The organism is Pseudomonas sp. YA1 (genome assembly GCF_058680555.1).
This window is the reverse complement of record NZ_JBZWBG010000020.1, coordinates 71,170-96,198: the sequence shown is the minus strand read 5'-3', so window position 1 is coordinate 96,198 and position 25,029 is coordinate 71,170. Positions and strand designations below refer to the sequence as shown.

Here is a 25,029-nt window from a genome sequence, read left to right as displayed (position 1 = left end):
CGCTCGGTGCGTTCGCCGCCATGGTGGGAAACCCCGCGCTGGCGGAGTTGCTCCGCGCACCGCGCCTGATTCCCTGGCGCAACTGGTCCGGCGCGCAAAGCTGCCTGCCCCTGGCGCGGGAGGCACCGAAAGACCTCGACGAACTGGTCCGGGTCATCCGCCAGGCGTCCGGCAGGATCCGCCCGGTGGGCTCCGGCCATTCGTTCAGCGCGTTGGTCCCGACCGACGGCACCCTGCTCTCACTCGCCTACTTCAGCGGCTTGCTCAGCCACGACAGCGCGACCCTCCAGGCCGAGTTCGGCGGCGGTACGCCGATGTCGCAGATGGGCGCTCCGCTCAAGGAGATCGGCCAGGCGCTGGTGAACATGGCCGACATCGATTACCAGACCCTGGCCGGCGCCATCGCTACTTCCACCCATGGCACCGGGGTCGGCTTCGGTTCCTATTCCGCCCAGGTTCGCGGTCTGCAACTGGTCACCGCGAGCGGCGAGGTGCTCGAGTGCGACGCCAAGCGCAACGTGGAGGTGTTCGATGCCGCGCGGGTCTCGCTGGGGGCGCTGGGCGTCGTGACCCGGGTGCGCCTGCAGAACCGCGCGGCCTACCGCCTGCGTGAACGGCAGTGGATCGCCCGGACCGAGGAATTGCTGGAGGACGTGGAGAAGAACACGCGCGAGAACCAGCACTGGGAGATGCTGGTGGTGACCCACTCCGACTACGCCCTGTCGATCGCTCTCAACGAGACCGACGAGCCGAAGACCCCGCCCCTGGACCCGGCGAAGGAAGGCGGCAACGAGTTCGTCGGCCTGATCGAAGGTCTCGACAAGTACCTCAGCGACTTCCCGGAGACCCGCCGCACCCTGCTCAACAGCCTGCGCCATTTCGCCCGCTTCGACGAGCGGGTCGACGATTCCTATGCGGTCTACGCCAACGTGCGCAACGTGCGCTTCAACGAGATGGAGTATTCGGTCCCCGCCGAGCATGGCCCCGCCTGCCTGCGGGAGATTCTTGCGCTGATCCGCGACAAGGACCTGCGCACCTGGTTTCCCATCGAGTACCGCTACGTGAAGGCCGACGACATTCCCCTGAGCATGTTCGAGGGCCGCGACAGTTGTTCCATTTCCGTGCATCAGCACTACAGCATGGACCACCACAACTTCTTCGCCGCGGTGGAGCCGATCTTCTGGAAATACGCCGGGCGTCCGCACTGGGGCAAGCTGCATGGCCTCAACGCGCACCAGCTGCAGGGGCTCTATCCGCGCTGGAAGGCGTTCGCCGAGGTGCGCCAGGCGCTGGATCCCCGCGGGCGGTTCCTCAATGCGCACCTCTCTTCCATCCTGGGCGTGACCTGAAAGGAGCGACGCCGTGAATCGACGCAAGTTCATGTTCGCCGGCCTCGGGGCCGGCGCGCTGCTGGCGGGAACTGCCGCTTGGATGCGTCCCGCCGACCGTGGCGGGCCGTACGACGACTATTTCCGCGCGCTGAACCGCGAACTCAAGGCCAATGGCCCGATGTGCCCGGTGCTGCTCATCGACCTCGATCGCCTGGACCACAACATCGATGTGGTGATGCGTTCGGTCCGCCGCGGCGGCAAGCATCTGCGGCTGGTGGAGAAGTCGCTGCCCTCGCCCGGCCTGCTGGCGTACATCGCCAGGCGCGCCGGCACCCGGCGGCTGATGTCCTTCCACCAACCGTTCCTCAACCACGACGCAGTCGCTTTTCCGGATGCCGACATCCTCCTTGGCAAGCCGTTGCCGGTGCGTTCGGCGGAACTGTTCTACCGCGAGCACAAGGGCGCGTTCGACCCGGCGCGGCAGTTGCAATGGCTGATCGATACGCCGCAGCGCTTGCGTCAGTACCTGGCGCTGGCCCAGGGGCTGGGGACCCGGATGCGCGTCAACATCGAACTGGACGTCGGCCTGCATCGCGGCGGGGTGGCCGACCAGGCCGTGCTGGGTGAATTGCTGGCGCTGATCGCGGCGCATCCGCAGCACCTGGAGTTCGCCGGCTTCATGGGCTACGACCCCTTCGTCGGAATGGGTGTGCCGGGCATCCTCGGTTCGCCCGAAGAGCTGTTCGCCAAGGTCATGGCGCTCTACCAGGGACATGTCGACTTCGCCCGCCAGCGCTTCGCCGCGCTGTGGACGCCACAGCTGACCCTGAATACCGCCGGCAGCCCCAGCTATCGCATGCACGAGAAGGAAACGCTGAGCAGCGAGGTCTCGGTGGGCACCGCCATGCTCAAGCCGAGCCACTACGACCTGGCGTCCCTGGCCGAGCATGTGCCGGCCGTCTACATCGCCACGCCGGTACTCAAGAGCACCGGCGCGGTGCAGATCCCGGCGCTGGACGGCAAGTCGCGGCTGTTTTCCTGGTGGGACCCCAACCAGCGCGGCACCTTCTTCATCTACGGCGGCAACTGGATGGCCGACTTCGCCTCGCCCGAGGGACTGCGCAGCAACGGCATCTACGGGCGCAGCTCGAACCAGGAAATGGTCAACGGCTCGCCTTCGGTGGGCCTGGAGGTGGACGACCAGGTCTTCCTGCGGCCGACCCAGAGCGAGTCGGTGCTGCTGCAATTCGGCGACCTGCTGGCGCTGCGCGGCGGGCGGATCGTCGAGCGCTGGCCGGTTTACGCCTAGGGCGCCTGGCGCTTTTCCTCGTCGATGGCGGCAGCCCGCGGATACCGGGCTGCCGCTTCGTTCCGATGCCTCAGAGTTCGAACGGAATGGTCAGCTTGGCCCAGAGCATGTCGCCTTCGGGGCGGTTCTCCACGTCGAATTCCTTGGCCCAGCGGATCTCCGCGCTGGCGTACTTGAGGAAGGTCAGGTGCACGGCCGGGCCGATGGCGAAGACCTGGCCGCGTACGCCATCGTCGACTTCCTCGCCGAAACCGAACACCCGTACGGTCTCGCCGTTCTGTTTGTCGTCGGTGGTCTGCTTGAGGTAGTAGCCGTTCAGGCCGAGGCGCAGGTTGTCGGTCACCCGGTAGCTGGCGGAATAGTCGAAATGGAAGATCTGCCCCGAGCGATAGTCGGTGTCGTGGTTTTCCATGTTGAAGCTGTAGGTGGCCTTCAGCGACAGCTCGGTGCGTTCGGTGGGCAGCCAGGTGAAGGAGAACAGCGGCTTGTAGGTGTAGAAGTTGTTGCTGGTGTTGGCCAGCCGCTCGGCATCGTACTTGCCGGTGGGCACGGTGACCTCCACGGCGGCGGCCAGGGTCAAGTCCTTGCCCATGTCCCAGAGGATGATCGGCGCGAAGGTGGTGTCACCCATGCTTTCCCGTTCGTCGCTCAGGCCGAACGCGGCCACCCGTTGGCGGATATAGGGCTGGGCGATGTAGCCGCCCAGGCGCCCGCCGAAGATCCGCAGCGGGCTCAGGTAGTCCAGGCGAGGGATGATCGCATCCGAGCTGATCTTCACGTCGGACACCTTGCCGCCGAAGGAGCTGATGTTCAGCTTCCTGGCTTCGTAGTGGTTGTAGTAGACGTTGAAGGCGAACATGTGGTCCGGGAGGTTGTCGACGTCCAGTGGCAGGGTGAAGAAACCGTCGGTTCCTGGACCTATGTTGTCCACGCCGCCTTCGCTGGCGTGGGTGCAGCAGCTGAAGGCGAGGGTGACGCAGGCGGCCAGGCGCAGGGGCCTGCGGGGGTGGGTCGGATTCATGGGCGGGCTCTTATTATTGTTTGGCATGGCTCGGGGTACGGCATAGGAATAAGCCCTATCGACAGGCCGAGGCAGGGCATTGACGGTCAGCGAGGGGGGGATTTGCGGACACCGTGCAATGCTTTGTTACATCTGTGCGGAACGCTATATGATGGGACGCTCATCCCATGTCGCGATCCACCGCCAGAACAAGAACGAAGCCGAGACCGGCTCAGGATTTCGCCCATGCACAACAATGCCGCCGATGCGCACTACGAACTCGCCCAGGTATCCACCTTCCTGCTGCAGACGCTGGCCGAGGTGGTCGAAGGCCATGGCGTCGATCCCGCGCGGCTGTGCCGGGGCCTGGGCTTCACCGTCGAAGACCTGCAGGACCCTACCCAGCGCATCTCCTACCGCCAGGCCGTGAGCATGATCCAGCGTGCCCTCCAGGCCCTGCCGGAGCGGGGGCTGGGGCTGTGGGTCGGACACCAGAACGTGCTCGGCACCCTTGGCCTGCTGGGCCATGTGCTGTCGCTGTGCCGTACCCTGCGCGACGCGTTCGACATCGGCGTGCGCTACCAGCACAGCTCGGGCGGGATCGTCACCTCCAGCGTCTACCAGCAGGGCGAAACCTTCTTCGTCGAGGTCGAATGCCACCTGCCCAGCAGTGAGGTGCAGGTGTTCGCCATCGAGGAGTTCTTCGCCAGCCTGCTGGTGTATGGGCGTGCCCTGGTCAGTCCGGCGTTCGAACCGCTGGGCATCGAACTCATCCATGCCGCTCCGCCCTACGCGGGCGAGTACCTGCGCCTGCTGGGCCCCCAGGTACGCTTCGGCTGCCTGCACAACCGCATGGCGATCGCCAGCCACTGGCTGGACATGCGCCTGCCCAACCACAACCTGCCGGCGTTACGCCAGGCGCTGGCCCTGCTGGAGCAGGAAAGCACCCAGGTGCACCGGAAACTCGACCTGGTCCAGGCGGTGGAACGGGCCATCGCCCGCGACCTCAGCCTGGGCAGCCAGATCGAAAGGATTTCCGCCGAACTGAACATGAGCAGCCGCACCCTGCGGCGCCGGCTGGCCGAGCACGGGCTGACCTTCGAGGCGTTGCTGGAGCAGGTGCGGCGAGGGCGGGCGATGAGCCTGCTGGGCAACCCCGGGATGTCCATCGAACGTATCACCGAGGAAGTGGGATACCGTGATATCCGCAGTTTCAGGCGCGCGTTCAAGCGTTGGACGGGAGTGAGCCCGGCGACCTTCCGCAGCGAGGGTGCCCCGCTGGAGCAGGCCTTCGCGCTGGCCGCGCGACGCTAAGGGAGAACCGCCATGGCGCGCCGGAGCGCGCCATGGCCGGGCGATCAGTGACGCTTGCGGTTGCTGATCAGGGTGCCGACGCCGCTGTCGGTGAAGATTTCCAGCAGCACGGCGTTCGGCACCCGGCCATCGATGATGTGCGCGCTGGTCACGCCGCCCTGTACCGCTTCCAGGGCGCAACGGATCTTCGGCAGCATGCCGCCGTAGATGGTGCCGTCGGCGATCAGCTCGTTGACCTGTTCGGTGGACAGCCCGGTCAGCACCTGGCCCTGCTTGTCCATCAGGCCGGCGATGTTGGTCAGCAGCATCAGTTTCTCGGCCTTCAGCGCTTCCGCCACCTTGCCGGCCACCAGGTCGGCGTTGATGTTGTAGGACTCGCCGTTGCTGCCCACGCCGATCGGCGCGATCACCGGAATGAAGTCGCCCTTGACCAGCATGTTCAGCAGCCCGACGTTGACCCCGGTGACTTCGCCCACATGGCCGATGTCGATGATCTCCGGCTTGGTCATCTCCGGGGTCTGGCGGGTCACGGTGAGCTTCTTCGCACGGATCAACTCGGCGTCCTTGCCGGTCAGGCCGATGGCGCTGCCGCCGTGGCGGTTGATCAGGTTGACGATGTCCTTGTTCACCTGGCCGCCGAGGACCATCTCCACCACGTCCATGGTCGCCGCATCGGTGACGCGCATGCCGTCGATGAAGTGGCTCTCGATCGACAGGCGCTTGAGCAGGTCGCCGATCTGCGGGCCGCCGCCATGCACCACCACCGGGTTGATGCCGACCGCTTTCATCAGCACCACGTCGCGGGCGAAGCCGGCCTTCAGCTCCTCGCTCTCCATGGCGTTGCCGCCGTACTTGATCACCAGCGTCTTGCCGACGAAGCGGCGGATGTAGGGCAGGGCCTCGGAAAGGACCTTGGCAACCTGGGCGGCGTCATCGCGACTCAGGGTCATGGGGAGCTCCGACATGTCAGAAGGGCACGGGCAGCGAGGAATCCACTGCCTTCAGTTGGTTACGGAAGACGGTCTTGATGCGCTCCAGCTCTTCCTCGGTGTCCGCTTCGAAGCGCAGGACCAGCACGGGAGTGGTGTTGGAGGCGCGTACCAGGCCCCAGCCTTTGGGGTAGTCGACCCGCACGCCGTCGAGGGTGGTGATGTTGCCTTCGCCCCATTGGGCGTCGCGTTGCAGCGCCTCGATGATGGCGAACTTGCTGTCCTCGGTGACGGTGATGTTGATTTCCGGGGTGGAAATGTCGCTCGGGAAGGCCGAGAACACGTGCTCGCTGTCACGCTGGTCCTGGCTGAGGATTTCCAGCAGGCGGGCGGCGCTGTAGATGCCATCGTCGAAGCCGAACCAGCGCTCCTTGAAGAACACGTGGCCGCTCATCTCGCCGGCCAGCAGGGCGCCGGTTTCCTTCATCTTCCTCTTGATCAGCGAGTGGCCGGTCTTCCACATCACCGGACGGCCGCCGTAGCCGCTGATCAGGGCGATCAGGCGGCGGGTGCACTTGACGTCGAAGATGATGTCGGCCCCCGGGTTGCGCGAGACCACGTCCTTGGCGAACAGCATCAGCAGGCGGTCCGGATAGATGATGGTACCGGTATTGGTGACCACGCCGACGCGGTCGCCGTCGCCGTCGAAGGCCAGGCCCAGGTCGGCGTTCTCGGCCTTGACCTTGGCGATCAGGTCCTTCAGGTTCTCCGGCTTGCCCGGGTCCGGATGGTGGTTCGGGAAGTTGCCGTCGACCTCGCAGTACAGCGGGATCACGCTGCAGCCCAGGGCCTCGATCAGCTGCGGGGCGATCACCCCGGCCACGCCGTTGCCGCAGTCGACCACCACCTTCATCGGCTTGGCCATGGCGATGTCGTCGCGGATCTGCTTGAAGTAGCGCGGCAGGATGTCGACCTGCTCTACGCTGCCGACGCCGGATGCCAGGTCGTTTTTCTCGATGCGCTCGCGCAGGGCCTGGATCTGCTCGTTGGCCAGGGTTTCGCCGGCGACCACGATCTTGAAGCCGTTGTAGTCCGGCGGGTTGTGGCTGCCGGTCAGCATCACCCCGGACTTGCCCTCGAGCACGTTGGCCGCGTAGTACAGCACCGGGGTAGGCACCATGCCCACGTCGCTGACCTGGCAACCGCAGTCCACCAGGCCCTGGATCAGCTGCTTGACCAGTTCGGGACCGGACAGGCGGCCATCGCGGCCGACAGCGACGCACGGTTCGCCGCGGGCGAGGCTTTCCGAGCCGATGGCGCGACCGATCCAGTAGGCGGTCTCGGCGGTGAGGGTATCGCCTACCACGCCGCGGATGTCGTAGGCGCGGAAGATGCTGGCGGGCAGCGTCGGTGCTTTTGCAGTGCTCATGATGGGGGTTTGCTCCAATCCCAGGAGGTCCTGGTCTTCATCGAGAATGTCGATATCCAGAATGTCGGTGTTCTGGAACAACGGATCTGCCAATGCCGGCTCCTCGCGAGGAGGCGCTTTCGCCACCGCCACCGGCGCCACCGGCGCTGCCTTGGCAGGGCTGGGCGCGCTGGTCGGCTCCGGCTTGCGCCGCGGCTGGCGGGCCAATGCCTGGATCAGCGGGGCGAAGCCCGGCAGGCTAGGCACAGGGGGTTTGGCAGTGCGTTGCCCGCCGAGTTCCTGAAGATACTGACCGAGGGTCAGGACATCCTGGTGCAGGCGGCGCAACAGCGACGAACGGGTGAGGTAGGCGCCGAGGATGCCGCCGAGCAGGGCCAGCAGCGCCGCGAGTGCCAGCAGCAGCGGCGAGGCCTGGGTCGAGGCGACGCTGCCGGGCGTGTAGTTCAGTTTCCAGTTCGGATTGCCGCTGTCCAGCGCTTGCGCACCCTTGCCCGGCGCCGGCGTACCGCGTTGCAGCAGCACCTGGGCCGGTGCGCCGGAGAACTGCTGGACCAGTTGCACCTGGCCGGCATCGCCCGGCAAGGGCGGCAGGGCGCGCAGTAGCCGTTGCAGGTCGACCGCCAGCAGCAGCGTGCCTTGCAGGCTCTGGTCGGCGCTGCGCACCGGCGCGGCGCTGTACAGCAGCCAGCGCTGGCCGACCTTGTAGGCTTCGGCGGCGACGTTCTGGCCACTTTCCACCCGGTGCAGGATATCCAGGGCGGCGAAGCTGACCGGGCCGGGGCTGTCGTTGTCCTGGGCGGCCTGGCCGGGCGCGTTCAGGTGGGCATCGACCACGCCGTCCCAGGCCAGCAGGCTGCGCTGGGCGGCCTCGATGCGGGCGGCGTCGCCACTTTGCAGGGCTTCGAGGGCGAGGGGGCTGGCCGCGGCGGCGCGGGTGTCGGCGGCGAGTTGCTGCAAGGCCTGGCGCAAGGCGCCGGCCTGGCCTTCGGCCCAGGCCGCGTCCAACTGGCGCTGCTGCGCTTCGCCGGCGCCGCCGAAGACGCCGAACCAGAGCAGGGCGCCGGCGGCCGCCACACCCAGCAGGCTGGCGCCTATGCCGGGCAGCAGGTCCTTGCCGTCAGCGCGTTCGGACGCTGCCTTGAGCGGCTTCTTTTCCGGTTCGAGCAGGTCGCCCAACTCGTTCCCATCCTTGGCGGTGCGCTGGAAAAGCTTCATGCCGCGTCTCCTCGGCGTCTCGTCCTGTGTTCGGGGTCAGTGGCTGCCGGAATGGCCGAAGCCGCCGGCGCCGCGCTGGCTTTCGTCGAACTGCTCGACCAGCTCGAAATGCGCCTGCACCACCGGCACCAGTACCAACTGCGCGATGCGCTCGCCGACGGCGATGGTGAACGGCGACTCGCCGCGGTTCCAGCAGGACACCATCAGCTCGCCCTGGTAGTCCGAGTCGATCAGGCCGACCAGGTTGCCCAGCACGATGCCGTGCTTGTGGCCCAGGCCGGAGCGCGGCAGGACCAGGGCGGCGAGGCCGGGATCGGCGATGTAGATGGACAGGCCGGTGGGAATCAGCAGGGTCTGGCCCGGGCCGAGGATGGTGTCTTCCTTGAGCATGGCGCGCAGGTCGAGGCCGGCCGAGCCCGGCGTGGCGTACTGCGGGAGCGGGAAGTCGGAGCCCAGGCGGGGGTCGAGGATCTTGGCTTGGAGAGAGTGCATCAGTAACTCATTGCTGGTTGAGGCGGTCGGCGATGAAGGCGATCAGCTGGCGAGCGATCTTGCCCTTGCTGGTCTGGGCGAAGGTGCTCGGATGCAGGTCGCGGTCGATCACCGTGATCGCGTTCTCGTCGCTGTTGAAGCCGATCGAGGGGTTGGCCACGTCGTTGGCGACGATCAGGTCGAGGTTCTTGTCCTTCAGCTTGCGTGCAGCATAGTCCAGCAGGTTTTCGGTTTCTGCGGCGAAGCCCACGCTGAAGGGACGATCCTCGCGCTGTGCGAGGGTGGCGAGAATGTCGGGATTGCGCACCAGCTGCAAGAGCAAGCCCTCGCCGCTGGTAGGGTCTTTCTTCAGTTTGTGCGCGGCGACCACTTCCGGGCGGTAGTCGGCGACCGCCGCGGAGGCGATCAGCAGGTCGCAGGGCATCGCCGCCTCGCAGGCGGCCAGCATGTCGCGGGCGCTGACCACGTCGACGCGCTGCACCCGGTCGGGCGTCGGCAGGTGCACCGGGCCGGTGACCAGGGTCACCCGTGCGCCGGCTTCCACCGCCGCCTCGGCGAGGGCGAAGCCCATCTTTCCGGAACTGTGGTTGGTGATGTAGCGCACCGGGTCGATGTTTTCCTGGGTCGGGCCGGCGGTAATCAGCACATGCACGCCGGTCAGCGCCTGGCGCTGGAAGCAGTCGGCGGCGCGCTGCGCCAGTTCCTCGGCTTCGAGCATGCGCCCGAGGCCGACGTCGCCGCAGGCCTGGCTGCCCGCTGCCGGACCGAACAGGTGGAAGCCGCGCTGGCGCAGCAGCTCGGCGTTGGCCTGGGTCGCGGTGTCGCGCCACATGGCCTGGTTCATCGCCGGTGCCAGGGCGATTTGCGCGTCGGTGGCCAGCACCAGGGTGGTCAGCAGGTCGTTGGCCACGCCCTGGACCAGGCGCGCCATGAGGTCGGCGGTGGCCGGTGCGATCAGCACCAGATCGGCCCAGCGGGCCAGTTCGATGTGGCCCATCGCGGCTTCCGCCGCCGGGTCCAGCAGATCGGTGTGCACCGGATGACCGGACAACGCCTGGAGGGTCAGGGGCGTGATGAACTCGCGGCCGCCCTGGGTCATCACCACTCGGACTTCAGCGCCCTGGTCGCGCAGGCGGCGGACCAGTTCGGCGCTCTTGTAGGCGGCAATGCCGCCGCCCACGCCGAGGACGATGCGTTTCCGATAGAGCCGCTGCATAGGCTTGCCTTAATAAGGAAATGGATGACATGCGCTTCGGCAAACGCGCCTCCCCAGGTCGTCTGCCGCGCAAAAAGGATGGGCTAAGATAGCACAGCGTCCGCACGGGAACAGCGGGCGGGCTCGATGGGGAAAGCGAATGAGCATCCGCGATTGGCCCGAAGCCGAACGGCCTCGGGAGAAGCTTCTGGAGCAGGGCGCGGCGGCCCTTTCCGATGCCGAGCTGTTGGCGATCTTCCTGCGCACGGGAGTGACCGGTTGCAGTGCGGTCGAGCTGTCGCGGCGGCTGTTGAGCGAGTTCGGCGGGCTGCGTGCCCTGCTCGAGGCGGACCTCGCCTCGTTCTGCGGCCATCTCGGGCTCGGCGTGGCCAAGTACGCGCAATTGCAGGCCGTGCTGGAGATGGGCCGGCGCCACCTGGCCGAGCGCCTGCGTCGCGATTCGATACTGGAGAGCCCGCAGGCGGTGCGCGACTATCTCAAGGCGCGCCTGCGCCACGAGCAGCACGAGGTGTTCGCCTGCCTGTTCCTCGACACGAGGCACCGGGTCCTGGCGTTCGAGGTGCTGTTCCAGGGCAGCATCGATGGCGCCAGCGTCTACCCGCGCCAGGTGGTCAAGCGCACCCTGGCGCACAATGCGGCGGCGTTGATCCTGACCCATAACCACCCTTCCGGCGACGCCCGTCCGAGTCTCGCCGACCGCCAGCTCACCGCGCGCCTCAAGGAAGCCCTGGCGCTCATCGACGTGCGGGTGCTCGACCACTTCATCATCGGCGACGGCGAGCCTCTGTCGCTGGCCGAATACGGTTGGCTGTGAGCGTTCGGCGAAGGGCCCAGCCCAGGCGCCGCTCGATGCCCGCCAGCAGGCGCCGGCGGGTCAGCCCGCTGACCGGGCGGATCGCCAAACAGTAGGGGGTGAAGCGCAGGCGGCTGGCGCGATCGGGGCAGAACACCCGGGTTTCCGTGTGCAGCAGGGTAGCGCCGGCGCTTCGAGCAGGGCGCACACCAGCGGGTCGTCGAAGCGCAGCAGGTCTTCCACCGCGTCGATCAGCCGCTGATGGCGCTCGCTGAACTGCCAATGCGGCAGGTAGAGGCGGTCGAGATCCATCGCCGGGTTCTCCCGGGCGTGGCCTTCAGCGTTTCACGGCGACCCGCGAGAAATCCTGGCGACCGAACGGATTGACCTGGTAGCCCTGCACCTCCTGGCGGGTCAGGGCGAAGGCGGTCGGGTGGGCCAGGGGCAGCCAGAGCGCCTGTTCGTGGATCAGTTTCTGCGCCTGGTGGTACAGGCCGGTGCGTTGTTCCTGGCTGCTGGCGGCCTTGCCGTCGGCAATCAGCTTGTCCAGGCCGGGATCGCAATAGCGCGCGAAGTTGAGCCCCGACTTGACGCTGGCGCAGCTGAATTGCGGAGTGAGGAAGTTGTCCGGATCGCCGTTGTCGCCGGCCCAACCCATGAACAGCAGGTCGTGTTCGCCGTTCTTGGCGCGACGGATCAACTCGCCCCATTCGATGACGCGGATGTTGGCCTTGATCCCGGCCTCCGCCAGGTCGGCCTGGAGCAGTTGGGCGCCGAGGCTCGGGTTGGGGTTGAGCAGGCTGCCGGACGGGCGGGTCCAGATGTTCAGCTCGGGAAGCTGCTTGCCAGCCAGCAGCTTGCGCGCCTGTTCGGGGTCGTGCGGGTAGGCGGGAATATCCCTGGCATAGCTCCAGGTGTTCGGCGGATAGATGCCGGTGGCGGCACTGGCGCTGCCTTCGAATACCGCCTGCAGGTAGCTGGTGCGGTCGAAGGCCAGGTTGATCGCCTGGCGCACCTTGGGATCGTCCAGCGGCGGATGCTGGGTATTGAGGGCGACGAAGGCGGTCATGAAGGCCGGCGTCTGCTCGACCTTCAGGCTGGCGTCCTTGCGCGCGCTCTCCACGTCCAGTGGCTTCGGCGACAGGGCGATCTGGCATTCGCCGCGGCGCAACTTCTGCAGGCGCACGTTGGCGTCCGGGGTGATGGCGAAGATCAGCGCGTCGACCGCCGGCTTGCCGGCGAAGTACTCGGGGTTGGCGGCGTAGCGCACCACCGCGTCCTTCTGGAAGCGCTTGAACACGAACGGGCCGCTGCCGATCGGCGCGGCGTTGAGCTTTTCCGGGGTTCCGGCCTTCATCAACTGGTCGGCGTATTCCGCCGAATAGATGGAGGCGAAGCCCATGCTCAGCATCGGCAGGAAGGTCGCGTCGGGGTGGTCGAGAACGATCAGCACCTGGTGGTCGCCGCTTTTCTCCACCCGCTTGATCAGCTCCGGCAGTTGCATCGACTGGGCGTGCGGGAAGCCGTTCTGCGCCACCTTGTGCCAGGGATTGGCCGGATCGAGCATGCGCTGGAAGCTGAACACCACGTCGTCGGCGTCGAGCGTACGGCTCGGCTTGAAGTAGGCGGTGCTGTGGAAGTGCACGCCCTGGCGCAGGTCGAAGCGATAGCTCAGGCCGTCGTCGGACACCGACCAGCGCTCGGCCAGCGAGGGCACCACCGTCCCCTTGCCGGCGTCGAACTCGACCAGGCGATTCATCAGCACATCGGCCGAGGCGTTGGTGGTGGTCAGCGAGTTGTACTGGACCACGTCGAAGCCCTCGGGGCTGGCCTCGGTACACACGCTCAAGGTGGCAGCGGCGGCGGGCTGGGCGAGCAGCAGGGGGGCGAGGAACAGGGAGAAAGCGGCGAGGCGCATGACGGGCTCCATTCGAACGGTTAACATGCCCATCCGCAGCGGTTGGGCGCAGTCATGCAAGGCCGTTGGCGACCTTGAATCGCTACCCTAGACCATGCGGCGGGCAGCGACAACGAGGCAAGGCGACGAACGGCCGCGGTGCGAAGCCCGCAGCGAGGCGGGCCGCGGCTGCGCCATGGGTCTTCGCCCTTGCGGCGCGGGGCGCCTTTCTGATATAAAGCTGCGCTCTTTTCTGGGGCCACGCTCTCCTTCGTCGGGATGCAGCGGGTAAGACCCCGGTGAAACTGAGTATCGAACTTGAGTTAAAGCAGCCAACCCATGCCGGGTTGGGCATGAGGTTATAGAGGGCTGAGGCATGTCTAGAGTCTGTCAAGTAACCGGTAAGGGTCCGGTTACCGGGAATAACATTTCCCACGCACACAACAAAACCCGCCGCCGTTTCCTGCCGAACCTGCAGCACCACCGTTTCTGGGTCGAGTCCGAGAAGCGCTTCGTACGTCTGCGCGTTTCCGCCAAGGGCATGCGTATCATCGACAAGCGTGGCATCGAGGCCGTCCTGGCTGACCTGCGTGCCCGCGGCGAAAAATTCTAAGGAGCTGAATCATGCGTGAATTGATTCGTCTGGTGTCCAGCGCCGGTACCGGCCACTTCTACACCACCGACAAGAACAAGCGTACCAAGCCTGAGAAGATCGAGATCAAGAAGTACGATCCGGTCGTTCGTCAGCACGTGATCTACAAGGAAGCCAAGATCAAGTAATTGATCCGGCACCTTGCGAAAAGCCCGCCATCCGGCGGGCTTTTTCATTTCCGGCGTACGAACTCCCGGGCTGGCGCACAAAAAAGCCCGCCAGGTGGCGGGCAAGGGTAACAAGCATTCGGGATGAAGCCGGGGCTCAGGCCTTGGCTTCGAAGATCACATAGACCTTGCGACAGGCTTCGAGCACTTCCCAGGTGCCCTGGAAGCCGGCGGGGATCACGAAGCGGTCGCCGGCGCGCACGGTCTTGGCGTTGCCGTGCCGGTCGCGCAGCACCGAGACGCCCTGGATGATCTCGCAGTACTCGTGTTCGGTGTAGTTCACTGTCCACTGGCCCACGGCGCCTTCCCAGATACCGGCGTTGAACTGCCCGCAGGGGCTGCCGTAGTGGTTGCGCACGCTCTGTTTCGGGTCGCCCTTGAGGATTTTCTCCGGCGCCGGGCTGTAGTGCTCCGGGGCGCTGTTGGCCTGGGCGAAGTCGACGATCTGTTCGATGTTCATGCTGACTCTCGGTTCTTGTGGTTCTGGCCAGTTGGGGGCAGGGCGGCGCCAGCCGCCCGCCTGGATCAGACGCTGGCGCGGATGGCCTGGGCCAGGCGCTCGACGATCTGGTCGATGTGGGGCTTGTCGATGATCAGCGGCGGCGACATGGCGATGATGTCGCCGGTCACCCGGACCATCAGGTCGTGCTCCCAGAAGCAGCGCTCGAAGACGTCGTAGCCGCGCTTGCCGGGGCCGTCCGCGTGCGGCGCCAGTTGCACGCCGCCGACCAGGCCGACGGCGCGGATGTCGACCACGTTGGGCAGGTCGCGCAGGCTGAACAGCGCGTCCTGCCAGTAGCCTTCCAGTTCGACGGCCCGCTGGAACAGGTCGTCGCGACGGTAGATGTCCAGGGTCGCCAGGGCGGCGGCGCAGGCTACCGGGTGGCCGGAATAGGTATAGCCGTGGAAGAACTCGATGGCGCCCTGCGGGCCTTGCATGAAGGCAGCGTGGATCTTCTCGTCGACGAATACGGCGCCCATCGGGATGCTGCCGTTGGTCAGCCCCTTGGCGCAGGTCAACAGGTCCGGGACGACGCCCCAGCGCTGCGCGGCGAAGGCTTCGCCGACGCGGCCGAAACCGGTGATCACTTCGTCGAAGATCAGCAGGATGCCATGCTTGCGGGTTATCTCGCGCAGCCGCTGAAGGTAGCCCTTGGGCGGCAGCACCACGCCGGCCGAGCCGGACATCGGCTCGACGATCACCGCGGCGATATTCTCGGCGCCGTGCAGGGTCACCAGGCGTTCCAGCTCCTCGGCCTTTTCCGCGCCATGCTCGGGCAGGCCGACGGTGAAGGCGTTGCGGGCGACGTCCAGGGTGTGCGGCAGGTGGTCGACCCCCGGCAGCAGGTTGGCGGAGAAGGCCTTGCGGTTGTTGACCATGCCGCCTACCGACAGGCCGCCGAAGCCGACCCCGTGGTAGCCCAGTTCGCGGCCGATCAGGCGGGTGCGGGTGCCCTGGCCGATGGCGCGCTGGTAGGCAAGGGCGATCTTCAGCGCGGTGTCCGCCGATTCCGAGCCGGAGTTGGTGAAGAACACTTTGTTCAGGCCCGGCGGGGCGATTTCCGCCAGCCGCGCGGCGAGTTCGAACGGCAGCGGGTGACCCATCTGGAACGGCGGGGCGTAGTCGAGGGTGGCGATCTGCCGGGCCACCGCTTCGCTGATCTCGCGCCGGCCGTGGCCGGCATTGCAGCACCAGAGGCCGGCGGTGCCGTCGAGGATGCGGCGCCCGCCCTGGGCGATATAGTGGATGCCTTCGGCGCTTTCCAGCAGGCGCGGCCGCGCCTTGAACTGGCGGTTGGCGGTGAAGGGCATCCAGAAGTTGTCGAGGCTGCTCGACTGCGGCTCGTTATTCATTGTCATAGGGCCACCCAGGTTGCACGCGAGGGATGAAGACGCTAGTCCGGGCGAGTCTATGTTTAAAATAATGAACGTGACAAGGGAGTTAGAGGGGTTCCTGTCAAATATATTGAAAACAGGCGCTGCTCTGGTTTAGGGTGGCGGACACCATGGGCCGCGCGCCCGCCTTGCAGAATCTGACAGCGCGCCTGTCTCCCAGGCGCCCAGAACACCAATAAGAGGACACGTTGTCATGACCACCCTGACCCGCGCCGACTGGGAAGCCCGCGCCAAAGACCTGAAGATCGAAGGCCGCGCCTTCGTCAACGGCGAATACAGCAACGCCGCCTCCGGCGAGACCTTCGATTGCCTGAGCCCGGTGGATGGCCGCTTCCTGGCCAAGGTCGCCAGTTGCGACCTGGCCGATGCCGAGCAGGCGGTCAAGGTCGCTCGCAATGCCTTCGATTCCGGCGCCTGGTCGCGCCTGGCGCCGGCCAAGCGCAAGCAGACGATGATCCGCTTCGCCGATCTGCTGCTGGAGAACGCCGAGGAGCTGGCCCTGCTGGAAACCCTGGACATGGGCAAGCCGATCAGCGACTCGCTGCACATCGATGTCGCCAGCGCCGCCAACAGCCTGCGCTGGAGCGCCGAGGCGATCGACAAGATCTATGACGAAGTCGCCGCCACTCCCCATGCCGAGCTGGGCCTGGTGACCCGCGAGCCGGTCGGCGTGGTCGCCGCCATCGTGCCGTGGAACTTCCCGCTGCTGATGTCCTGCTGGAAACTCGGTCCGGCCCTGGCCACCGGCAACTCGGTGATCCTCAAGCCCTCCGAGAAGTCGCCGCTGACCGCCATCCGCATCGCCCAGCTGGCCGTCGAGGCCGGCATTCCGAAAGGCGTGTTCAACGTGCTGCCGGGTTACGGCCACACGGTAGGCAAGGCGCTGGCACTGCACATGGATGTCGACACCCTGGTGTTCACCGGTTCGACCAAGATCGCCAAGCAACTGATGGTCTATGCCGGCGAGTCGAACATGAAACGCGTCTGGCTGGAGGCCGGCGGCAAGAGCCCGAACATCGTCTTCGCCGACGCCCCGGACCTGAAGGCCGCCGCCGAAGCCGCTGCCGGCGCCATCGCCTTCAACCAGGGCGAAGTCTGCACCGCCGGTTCGCGCCTGCTGGTGGAGCGCTCCATCAAGGACAAGTTCCTGCCCCTGGTGATCGAGGCCCTCAAGGGCTGGAAGCCGGGCAACCCGCTGGATCCGGAAACCAACGTCGGCGCGCTGGTGGACACCCAGCAGATGAACACCGTGCTGTCCTACATCGAGGCCGGTCACAACGACGGTGCCAAGCTGGTTGCCGGCGGCAAGCGGACCCTGGAAGAAACCGGCGGCACCTACGTCGAGCCGACCATCTTCGACGGCGTGACCAATGCAATGAAGATCGCCCGCGAGGAAATCTTCGGCCCGGTGCTCTCGGTGATCGAGTTCGAGGATGCCGAGGAGGCCGTGCGCATCGCCAACGACACGCCCTATGGGCTGGCGGCGGCGGTCTGGACCAGCAACCTGTCCAAGGCGCACCTGACTGCCAAGGCCCTGCGCGCCGGCAGTGTCTGGGTCAACCAGTACGACGGCGGCGACATGACCGCTCCGTTCGGCGGCTTCAAGCAGTCGGGCAACGGTCGCGACAAGTCGCTGCACGCCTTCGACAAGTACACCGAGCTGAAGGCGACCTGGATCAAGCTCTGATCGCCTAGGTCGGCCCTTCCGGGCCGGCTCTCTCGAGCCACACCCGCGGCCGGGTTTCCTTCTGGAAGCCCGGCCGCTGTGCTTCGTGCGCCGGATATATCCGCTCGCCCCGGCAAGGCTTCCGGGGTGCCAACGGGAGAATCGCAATGCGTTGGGGAAGCTATTTCGCCGTCTGTTCCGCAGTCATCAGCATCGGCCTCGCCCTTGGCCTGACCATGCCGCTGGTCTCGTTGCGCCTGGAGAGCTGGGGCTACGGCAGTTTCGCCATCGGCGTGATGGCCAGCACGCCGGCAGTGGGCGTGCTGCTCGGCGCGATGATCGCCGGGCGCCTCGCCGCGCGCGTCGGTACGCCGCGGCTGATGCAGTTGTGCCTGCTCACCGGGGCAGCCTCCATCGGCCTGCTGGCACTGCTGCAGAGCTACCCGGTATGGCTGTTGCTGCGCCTGCTGATCGGCGTGCAGCTCACCGTGGTGTTCATCCTCGGGGAAAGCTGGATCAACCAGTTGGCGGTGGAGAGGTGGCGTGGCCGGCTGGTCGCGCTGTACGGCACCGGCTACGCCCTCAGCCAACTGTCCGGGCCGGTACTGCTGACCTTCATCGGTACCGCCGACGACCGTGGCTTCTGGTTCGGCGTCTGCCTGCTGATTGCTGGCTCGTTGCTGCTGCTGGGCCGCGGCGGTGCGCCCAGGGTCGATCCGCACAGCGCCTCCGGGCGCGGTTTGTGGGCCTTCTGCCGGGGCCTGCCGGCGATCGCCTGGGCGGTGGTGTTGTTCGCTGCCTTCGAGGCGATGATCCTCACCCTGCTGCCGGTCTACGGGTTGCGCCAGGGCTTTCCGCAAGCGGTGGCGCTGGCCATGGTCAGTACCGTGGTGGTGGGCGATGCATTGTTGCAGCTGCCGATCGGCTGGCTCGCCGACCGGGTCTCGCGTAGCGGCCTGTTCGGCGGCTGCGGCCTGGTGCTGCTGCTGAGCAGCCTGGCGATTCCCCTGCTGCTGCAGACGCCGCTGGTCTGGCCGCTGCTGGTGCTGTTCGGGGCCAGCGCCGGCGGGTTGTTCACCCTGGCGCTGATCCTGATCGGCGAGCGCTACCGAGACGATGCCCTGGTCCGGGCCAATGCCCATGTCGCGCAGCTATGGGGCATCGGCTGCCTGCTCGGCCCGCTGGCCACCGGCGCCGCCAGCCAGTGGATCAGCGGTCACGCCCTGCCGTTGATGATGGCGCTCGGCGCGGCGGGCTTCGTGGTGCTGGTGCGGCTGCGCGGGGCGATTCCGGCGGACGAGGAGGCGACCGGCCTGGAGGCCTCCGAGTGACCCTCAGAGCATCTTTTCCAGTCCGATCATTCCCGCGACCCAGGCGTTCAGGCGTCGCCACAGGCTGCCCGGCTCGTGGCGCAGGACCTGGGTCCGGCCGTCGCGCTCGTCGATCCAGACCAGCTTCGGCCGGCTGCCGCTGCGGTCGATGCGAACCTGGTAGCTGACGCTCGGCGCCATGCCTTCCAGCGCCAGTTGGCGGACCTGCTCGGCCAGCAGCGGACTGTCGACGATGACCCCGACTTCGGTGTTCCACAGGATCGAGCGCGGATCGAAGTTGAACGAACCGATGAATACCTTGCGCCTGTCGAAGACCATCGCCTTGCTGTGCAGGCTGGCGCTGCTCGATCCGTGCAGGCGCCAGGGCGCGCCGCTCAGCGGCTGGTCGGGATTGGCGCGCAGCTCGTAGAGCTTCACGCCATGTTCCAGCAGCGCCATCCGATAGGGTGCGTAGCCGGCATGCACGGCGGGCACGTCGGTGGCTTCCAGGGAGTTGGTCAGCAGGCGCACGCGGACGCCGCTGTCGGCCTTGCCGGTGAGGTAGTTGAGACCGTCCTTGGCCGGAACGAAATACGCCGAGACCAGGATCAGTTCCTTCTGCACGCCCTTGAACAGGCCCGCCAGGTGCGGACTGAGCAATAGGTGCGGGTCGGGCTCGCCGCGGCTCAATACCTTCAGCGGCGCATCCCAGATCGCCTCGGCGCGTGCCCAGGTGAGATTCTCCAGCCAGTTGCCCAGGCGTGGCTGGTCGCCGCGGTCGAACAGGTGGCGGATGTAGCCGGACTCCTTCACCGACTCCTTGCGCAGGTAGCGCTGCAACTTGCGTCGGGCCGAGTCCAGCTCGCCGGGATAGGGCGCGCGCCAGAGGAAATCCTCGATCGGCCGGCTGATGGCACTGTTCCAGTACTGGTCGAAGCTGTGCGAGAGCTGGTTGGCGATGGGGCCGACGCCGAGCAGGTCGAGGTCGGTGAAGTTCATCTCCGGTTTGGCGTTGAAATACTCGTCGCCGAGGTTGCGTCCGCCGACGATGGCCGCCGTGCCGTCGGCCAGCCACAGCTTGTTGTGCATGCGCCGGTGCTGCTGGGACAGGTTGAACAGGCGGCCGACGCCTCGCGTGATGCCGGTGGCGCGGCCCAGGTGCAATGGGTTGAACAGGCGCACCTGGATGTTCGGATGGGCGGAGAGCACACCGATCTCGTAGTCCCAGCCATCGCTGGCGGTGTCGTCGATGAGGATGCGTACCCGCACGCCACGGTCGGCTGCCTTGAGCAACTCGTAGGCGAGGGCGCGCGTGGTCAGTCCGTCGTGGACGATGTAGTACTGGATGTCGAGGCTGCGCTGGGCTGCGCGAATCAGCGCCGCGCGGGCGACGAAGGCATCCTCGCTGGCGCCCAGGAGGTGGAAACCGGACTGGCCGGGGTGGTCGCGTCCCTGGATTTCGGCCTGCCTGGCCAGCCAGGTACCCTCGGCGGGCAGTGCCGACGACGGTTGCGGAGGAGTGCTGGCGCAGCCGGAGAGGGCCAGGAGGGCCAGCAGGAGGAATCGGCGAAGCAAGGACATCTCCCGTGGAAACTCGAACGACCGGCTCATCCCGGTCGTGCGAATTCTAGGAGTTTTCCTCGGAAGAGCGATGCCCCGCCTGATTTTTTCAGAATCCGCCGAGCCTCGGATGGGCTCAGCTACCGAGTTTTTCCTTCAGCCGGTACCAGGCCATGCCCAGCGCCAGCAGTGGCGAGCGCAGCAGCTTGCCGCCGGGGAAGGTGATGTGCGGCACCTTGGCGAACAGGTCGAAGCCGTCGCTCTGCTGGCCGCCGATGGCTTCCGCGAGCAACTGCCCGGCGAGGTGCGTGGCGTTTACCCCGTGTCCGGAATAGGCCTGGGCGAAGTACACGTTGGGCTGCCCCGGCAGGCGGCCGATCTGTGGCAGGCGATTGGCACCGATGCCGATCATGCCGCCCCATTGGTAGTCGATGCGGACGTTCGCCAGTTGCGGGAATACCTCCAGCATCTTCGGCCGCATGTAGGCGGCGATGTCGCTGGGGTCGCGGCCGGAATAATGGCAGGCGCCACCGAACAGCAGGCGGTTGTCGGCGGAGAGCCGGTAGTAGTCGAGGGCCACGCGCTGGTCGCACACCGCCATGTTCTGCGGCAGCAGTTGGCGGGCCAGCTTCTCGTCCAGCGGCTCGGTGGCGATCACGTAGCTACCGGCCGGCAGTACCTTGCCGCCGAGCAGCGGGTTGAGGTCGTTCATGTAGGCGTTGCAGCCCAGCACCAGGGTCTTCGCCCGTACCTTGCCGGTGGCGGTATGCACCTGGACTTCCGTGCCGTAGTCGATGCGCGTCACCGGCGAGCGCTCGAACAGGCGGACGCCCAGCGACTGGGCAGCGGCGGCTTCGCCGAGGACCAGGTTGAGCGGGTGCAGGTGGCCGGAGCCCATGTCCACCAGGCCGCCGACGTAGCGATCGGAGCCGACCACGCTGCGCATCTCCGCGGCCGGCACCAGGCGCATCTCGTGGCGATAGCCGAGGGCCTGGAGTTCCTCCATGTCCTCGCGGAAGCCCTGGTAGTCGCCGGGCTTGTTCGCCAGGTCGCAGTAGCCCCAGCGCAGATCGCAGTCGATGGCGTACTGCTCGACCCGGCGACGGACGATCTCCACCGCCTCCAGGCCCATCAGCTTGAGTGCCTTCACGCCGTCGGCGCCGATCACCGGGAGGAACTGCTCGACGTCATGGCCGACGCCGCGGATCAACTGGCCGCCATTGCGCCCACTGGCGCCCCAGCCGATCCGGTGCGCTTCCAGCAGGACCACGGAGAAGCCGCGCTGGGCCAGTTCCAACGCCGTGTTCACCCCCGAGAAGCCGCCGCCGACGACGCACACGTCGGCCTGTTCTTCGCCGGCCAGGGGAGGGCACTCGATGCGTCGGTTGAGCGTGGCGGCGTAGTAGGAGGGGGCGTGTTGGGCGGTATGCACCGGCTGGTGAACGCGGGCGTTCATGTGTGAAATCCTGATTATTATGTGTGGAAAATTTGACGGAGCATAAACGTCAGTCGAGGCGCTCGCCAAGGGCGAAAAAGGAAAAAACTGCGAGGTGTTGCGGGGATCGTGTACAGAAAAGACGGTGTTTCCCGTCTATACCGGGAGTCCTGGCGGACTCCCGGAGCGCGTCATGGGTCAATCCGGAACCGGTAGGTCGAGCGACTCCTTGACCTCTTCCATGACGATATAGCTCTTCGACTCGCGTACGTGCGGCAGTTTCAGCAGGATGTCGCCGAGCAGCTTGCGGTAGGACGCCATTTCCGAGATGCGAGCCTTCACCAGGTAGTCGAAGTGGCCGGACACCAGGTGGCATTCCAGCACATGGGGCAGCTTGAGCACCGCCCGGCGAAACTCTTCGAAGGTATCGCCGGACTTGTAGTCCAGGCTGATCTCGACGAACACCAGCAGGCTGGCCTTCAGGTGCTGCGGATTGAGCCGGGCGTGGTAGCCCATGATCAGGCCTTCGCGCTCCAGGCGGCGCACGCGTTCGGTGCAGGGTGTGGTCGAGAGGCCGACGCGTTCGCCCAGCTCGGTGAAGGAAATGCGACCTTCCTCCTGCAGGATGCGGAGGATGTTGCGGTCGATCTTGTCCAGCTCGCGCTTGCTCTGATGCTGGGTACGCATGGATGGAGGCTCCCCGTCTGGCTCGGAAAATCCGGAAATTTTCCGCCAATATAACGTCGAAAGCAGGGAAAAACACTGGCCAGGGAAAACGCCTTGATCTTGCACGAGGGCCCCGCCACCCTTGGCCGGGTCGGCAACGGACAGAGGTAGGACATGCGTTTGCGCAGAAGGACGACGTTGCTGCTGGTATTTGCAGTGCTGTTGCTGCTGGCGTTCGGCTACGGCTGGCATGCCTGGCGCAGCCTGTTGCGCGAGCAGGGTGTCGAGCGCCTGGAGTGGCAAGGCCTGGGCCTGTCCGCCGAAGGCATCGGGCTGCGACGGCTGGCGCTGGAGCGGCGCGGCGCGGATGGCGCCAGCCTGCGACTGGACGTGGAACACGCGCTGCTGCGCTGGCCCGGGCTGTCGGGTTGGCGTCCGCGTCTACCCGGCCTGCGCGTGGAGCAAGTGGCGCTCGCCTGGCAACCGGCTGCCGCGAGTTCCGACGACGACTCCCCTGCGCTGGACTGGACGTCCCTGCGCGAGACCCTCGCCTGGCTGCCGGAACAGATCCACCTCGAACGCTTCCATCTCGACCTGCCTTGTCCCGCCGGCCGCTGCGAGCAGGAAGGCGGACTGGATATCGGCCGCCCGTCGGGAGCGCTGTTTCCGCTGGCTGCGCAACTGCGCCTGCAACAGGAGGCGCAGCAGGCCCAGCTCGACGCCCAGCTCTTCGAGGAGCCTACCGGCTGGCGCCTGCGCGCGCGCGCGCAACTCGACCGGCAGGCGCTGCTGACGCTGGACAGCCAGCTCGCGCCGTCCGATGGCGACGGCCTCTGGCAGGGGCGCCTGGAGGCGCCCGGCCTGCCCGACACCCGTGGCCTGGTGGTCTGGCTCAATCGCTGGCTGCCGGAAGCGCAGCGCCTGCCCGACGCACCGCAAGCCCTGCGTCTGCAAGCGGACTGGACGATCCGCCTGGCGCCTGGCAGCGACTGGCTGGAGCCGCGCCGGGTGCTCGACGGCGGTGGCTCGGCGGCGCTGCTGGTGCAGGCTCCGCAAGCCTGGCCGCTGCCCGGTCTGGGTAATGTACAGGGCGAACTGCAAGTCCAACTGGATGGAGACGAGGGCGCCTGGTTGCCACGCCAGCTGCGCAGCGACTTGCGCCTGAGCCGGTTGCACGGCGAGTGGTTGCAGGCGCTGCCGGCCGAGTTGCGGCCGAGCGCGCTGGGCTTGCGCAGCGAGCCGCTGGAGCGCGATGCCGATAGCGTCACCGCGTTGCGCCTGGCGTTCACCAGCGAGGGCGCGAGTACGCTGAAGCTGGAGACGCGGCTCGACCTGCTGGGCATCTCGCCGTGGGCCGCCAGGCTGGTGGAGGGGCGCTTGCAGGTGGACGCGCCGCGCCTGCAATACCAGGGCTGGAAAGCCGAGCGACTGGTCGCGGAGATTCCCCTGGAGGGCCGGCTGGACGGGCAGCGCGCCAACCTCTCCTTCGGCAGGGGCGCGCGGTTGCAGGCGGCGTCCCTGGCCGAGCCGTCGACGCTGCACCTTGGCCAGCCCCGCCTCGACCTCGCCGGGACCGCTCTCGAACTGGCCTACCAGCCGCTGGCGCTGCATTTCGCCGGGCCGCTGCAGGCGCAGGTCGGACAACTCCGCCAGGCCAACCTCAAGCCGTTGGCCTGGACCTTCGAGGGGCCGCTCGACACCACCCTCGAGCGCACCAGCCTGAAGGGACGGCTGAGCAACGGTGCGGGGCTGGCGGCGGACATCCAGCTGCAGCGCGATGCGAAGACGCCCCTGGCACTCTCCGCCAGGCTGGCCGAGGTGTTCTTCCGTACCGGCAATCCGCTGGCCGCGACCCTCGCCGACTGGCCGGGGCTGCTCGAACTGGGCAATGGGCGCGCGACCGCCGCGGCCGGCTGGAAGCTCGACGCGGCGGGTGGCTCGTCCCTCGACCTGGACCTGACCCTGAAAGGCCTCGACGGTATCTACGACCGCAGCGAGCTGAAGGGGCTGGGCGGCAGCCTGGCCTTGCGCCTGCGCGGCGGTCAGTTGAGCCTGGACAGCCCCGGCCTGAGCCTGGCCGAGGCCAATCCCGGCCTGCCGCTGGGGCCGGTGAGTTTCCGCGGGCGCTACGAGGCCCCGCTTTCCGCGCCGGGCAGCGGCCGCCTGAGCTGGCAGACGTTGCAGAGCGGCCTGTTCGGCGGGCAGGCCTCGGTCCCCGCGGGGAGCATCCGCCTGGGTCAGGCCGAGCAGAAGTTCGCCTTGCGTATCCAGGGCATACAACTCGGCGAGATTTTCCGGGTCTATCCGGCGGAGGGCCTGGCCGGCGAAGGCACCCTGGACGGCGAGCTGCCGCTGATGCTGAACCGCTGGAAGCCCAGCGTCTCCGGCGGCCAGGTCAAGGCCCGCGAGCCCGGCTACCTGCGCTTCCGCTCGGCGAAGATCGAGGCGCTGGGGCGCAGCAACCCGGGGATGAAGCTGGTCGCCGATGCCCTCGACGATTTCCACTACGACGTCCTGCAAAGCAGCGTCGATTATCATGAGAGCGGCAAGCTGTTGCTCGGCCTGCGCTTGCAGGGCAGCAACCCGGACCTGGAGAAGGGGCGCCCGGTCAACCTCAACGTCAACCTGGAGGAGGATATCCCGGCACTGCTGACCAGCCTGCAACTGAGCGACCGGGTCAGCGAAACCATTCGCCAACGTGTGCAGGAGCGCATGCAGAAACGCAAGGCTTCGGCGCCATGAGCCATACAGG

General features: G+C 66.9%; 21 protein-coding genes. 9 read left to right on the top strand and 12 right to left on the bottom strand.

Features of this window, described 5'->3' with window-relative positions:
* The first annotated feature begins 20 nt into the window (after positions 1–20).
* Positions 21–1,349: a D-arabinono-1,4-lactone oxidase gene (locus tag AC4OR5_RS25110; protein ID WP_003142007.1), complete on the top strand. Its 1,329-nt coding sequence runs from the start codon at positions 21–23 to the stop codon at positions 1,347–1,349.
* Positions 1,350–1,431: 82 nt separating this feature from the next.
* Entirely contained in the window at positions 1,432–2,640 is a 1,209-nt protein-coding gene (locus tag AC4OR5_RS25105; RefSeq protein WP_079992422.1) for a DSD1 family PLP-dependent enzyme, read from the top strand.
* A 70-nt stretch (positions 2,641–2,710) separates the two neighbouring features.
* On the opposite strand, the gene AC4OR5_RS25100 is transcribed toward AC4OR5_RS25105, so the two are convergent.
* Positions 2,711–3,661: a SphA family protein gene (locus AC4OR5_RS25100; protein WP_003096575.1), complete on the bottom strand. Its 951-nt coding sequence runs from the start codon at positions 3,659–3,661 to the stop codon at positions 2,711–2,713.
* Between the two features lie 225 nt (positions 3,662–3,886).
* On the opposite strand from AC4OR5_RS25100, the gene sphR reads away from it, so the two are divergent.
* Entirely contained in the window at positions 3,887–4,954 is a 1,068-nt protein-coding gene (gene sphR / locus AC4OR5_RS25095; protein ID WP_058160288.1) for an AraC family transcriptional regulator SphR, read from the top strand.
* A gap of 44 nt (positions 4,955–4,998) precedes the next feature.
* Here the strand turns inward: sphR and argB are convergent, their stop codons facing one another.
* The 4 genes from argB to coaBC are packed head-to-tail and all read right to left on the bottom strand — an operon-like array spanning position 4,999 to position 10,235.
* The gene (gene argB, locus AC4OR5_RS25090; protein ID WP_003096572.1) at positions 4,999–5,904 is read right to left on the bottom strand and encodes an acetylglutamate kinase; all 906 of its coding nucleotides are present in this window, start codon (positions 5,902–5,904) and stop codon (positions 4,999–5,001) included.
* Positions 5,905–5,920: 16 nt separating this feature from the next.
* Positions 5,921–8,527, bottom strand: coding sequence for a phosphomannomutase/phosphoglucomutase (locus tag AC4OR5_RS25085; RefSeq protein WP_023101723.1), 2,607 nt, complete (start codon positions 8,525–8,527; stop codon positions 5,921–5,923).
* Positions 8,528–8,563: 36 nt separating this feature from the next.
* On the bottom strand, positions 8,564–9,019 hold the full coding sequence (gene dut, locus AC4OR5_RS25080; RefSeq protein WP_058160289.1) for a dUTP diphosphatase: 456 nt from the start codon (positions 9,017–9,019) through the stop codon (positions 8,564–8,566).
* A 7-nt stretch (positions 9,020–9,026) separates the two neighbouring features.
* Positions 9,027–10,235 carry a bifunctional phosphopantothenoylcysteine decarboxylase/phosphopantothenate--cysteine ligase CoaBC gene (coaBC, locus tag AC4OR5_RS25075; RefSeq protein ID WP_003098292.1) on the bottom strand — a complete coding sequence of 403 codons (1,209 nt, stop codon included), beginning with the start codon at positions 10,233–10,235 and terminating at the stop codon, positions 9,027–9,029.
* A gap of 139 nt (positions 10,236–10,374) precedes the next feature.
* Here coaBC and radC point away from each other — a divergent pair, with 139 nt between their 5' ends.
* The gene (radC, locus tag AC4OR5_RS25070; protein ID WP_003096559.1) at positions 10,375–11,049 is read left to right on the top strand and encodes a RadC family protein; all 675 of its coding nucleotides are present in this window, start codon (positions 10,375–10,377) and stop codon (positions 11,047–11,049) included.
* 60 nt (positions 11,050–11,109) lie between these two features.
* Here radC and AC4OR5_RS25065 read toward each other — a convergent pair whose 3' ends face one another.
* The gene (locus AC4OR5_RS25065) at positions 11,110–11,340 is read right to left on the bottom strand and encodes a hypothetical protein (protein ID WP_023107407.1); all 231 of its coding nucleotides are present in this window, start codon (positions 11,338–11,340) and stop codon (positions 11,110–11,112) included.
* A 25-nt stretch (positions 11,341–11,365) separates the two neighbouring features.
* Positions 11,366–12,946, bottom strand: a complete 1,581-nt coding sequence (locus AC4OR5_RS25060) for an ABC transporter substrate-binding protein (RefSeq protein ID WP_058160290.1) — start codon at positions 12,944–12,946, stop codon at positions 11,366–11,368.
* A gap of 355 nt (positions 12,947–13,301) precedes the next feature.
* Here AC4OR5_RS25060 and rpmB point away from each other — a divergent pair, with 355 nt between their 5' ends.
* Positions 13,302–13,538: a 50S ribosomal protein L28 gene (rpmB, locus tag AC4OR5_RS25055; protein ID WP_003096556.1), complete on the top strand. Its 237-nt coding sequence runs from the start codon at positions 13,302–13,304 to the stop codon at positions 13,536–13,538.
* An 11-nt stretch (positions 13,539–13,549) separates the two neighbouring features.
* Positions 13,550–13,705 carry a 50S ribosomal protein L33 gene (rpmG, locus tag AC4OR5_RS25050; RefSeq protein WP_003096555.1) on the top strand — a complete coding sequence of 52 codons (156 nt, stop codon included), beginning with the start codon at positions 13,550–13,552 and terminating at the stop codon, positions 13,703–13,705.
* A 136-nt stretch (positions 13,706–13,841) separates the two neighbouring features.
* Here the strand turns inward: rpmG and AC4OR5_RS25045 are convergent, their stop codons facing one another.
* Both AC4OR5_RS25045 and aptA read right to left on the bottom strand, forming a co-directional pair.
* A complete protein-coding gene (locus AC4OR5_RS25045) occupies positions 13,842–14,204 on the bottom strand; it encodes a cupin domain-containing protein (RefSeq protein ID WP_003096551.1) in 363 nt (120 codons plus the stop codon).
* A gap of 65 nt (positions 14,205–14,269) precedes the next feature.
* Positions 14,270–15,604 (bottom strand): omega-aminotransferase AptA, encoded by a 1,335-nt coding sequence (gene aptA / locus AC4OR5_RS25040; RefSeq protein ID WP_003096546.1) that lies wholly within the window; start codon positions 15,602–15,604, stop codon positions 14,270–14,272.
* Positions 15,605–15,833: 229 nt separating this feature from the next.
* On the opposite strand from aptA, the gene AC4OR5_RS25035 reads away from it, so the two are divergent.
* Positions 15,834–17,327 (top strand): aldehyde dehydrogenase, encoded by a 1,494-nt coding sequence (locus AC4OR5_RS25035; RefSeq protein ID WP_003098285.1) that lies wholly within the window; start codon positions 15,834–15,836, stop codon positions 17,325–17,327.
* 146 nt (positions 17,328–17,473) lie between these two features.
* Complete coding sequence (locus tag AC4OR5_RS25030) at positions 17,474–18,637, top strand: MFS transporter (protein ID WP_058160291.1); 1,164 nt, start codon at positions 17,474–17,476, stop codon at positions 18,635–18,637.
* 3 nt (positions 18,638–18,640) lie between these two features.
* Here AC4OR5_RS25030 and AC4OR5_RS25025 read toward each other — a convergent pair whose 3' ends face one another.
* The 3 genes from AC4OR5_RS25025 to dadR all read right to left on the bottom strand — a co-directional run bounded on the left by AC4OR5_RS25025 (position 18,641) and on the right by dadR (position 22,298).
* On the bottom strand, positions 18,641–20,227 hold the full coding sequence (locus AC4OR5_RS25025) for a phospholipase D family protein (protein ID WP_058160292.1): 1,587 nt from the start codon (positions 20,225–20,227) through the stop codon (positions 18,641–18,643).
* A gap of 85 nt (positions 20,228–20,312) precedes the next feature.
* Positions 20,313–21,632, bottom strand: coding sequence for an NAD(P)/FAD-dependent oxidoreductase (locus AC4OR5_RS25020; RefSeq protein WP_003098280.1), 1,320 nt, complete (start codon positions 21,630–21,632; stop codon positions 20,313–20,315).
* Positions 21,633–21,809: 177 nt separating this feature from the next.
* A complete protein-coding gene (gene dadR / locus AC4OR5_RS25015; RefSeq protein WP_003096535.1) occupies positions 21,810–22,298 on the bottom strand; it encodes a transcriptional regulator DadR in 489 nt (162 codons plus the stop codon).
* A gap of 153 nt (positions 22,299–22,451) precedes the next feature.
* Here dadR and AC4OR5_RS25010 point away from each other — a divergent pair, with 153 nt between their 5' ends.
* Complete coding sequence (locus AC4OR5_RS25010; protein WP_058160293.1) at positions 22,452–25,019, top strand: intermembrane phospholipid transport YdbH family protein; 2,568 nt, start codon at positions 22,452–22,454, stop codon at positions 25,017–25,019.
* Positions 25,020–25,029 lie beyond the last annotated feature (10 nt).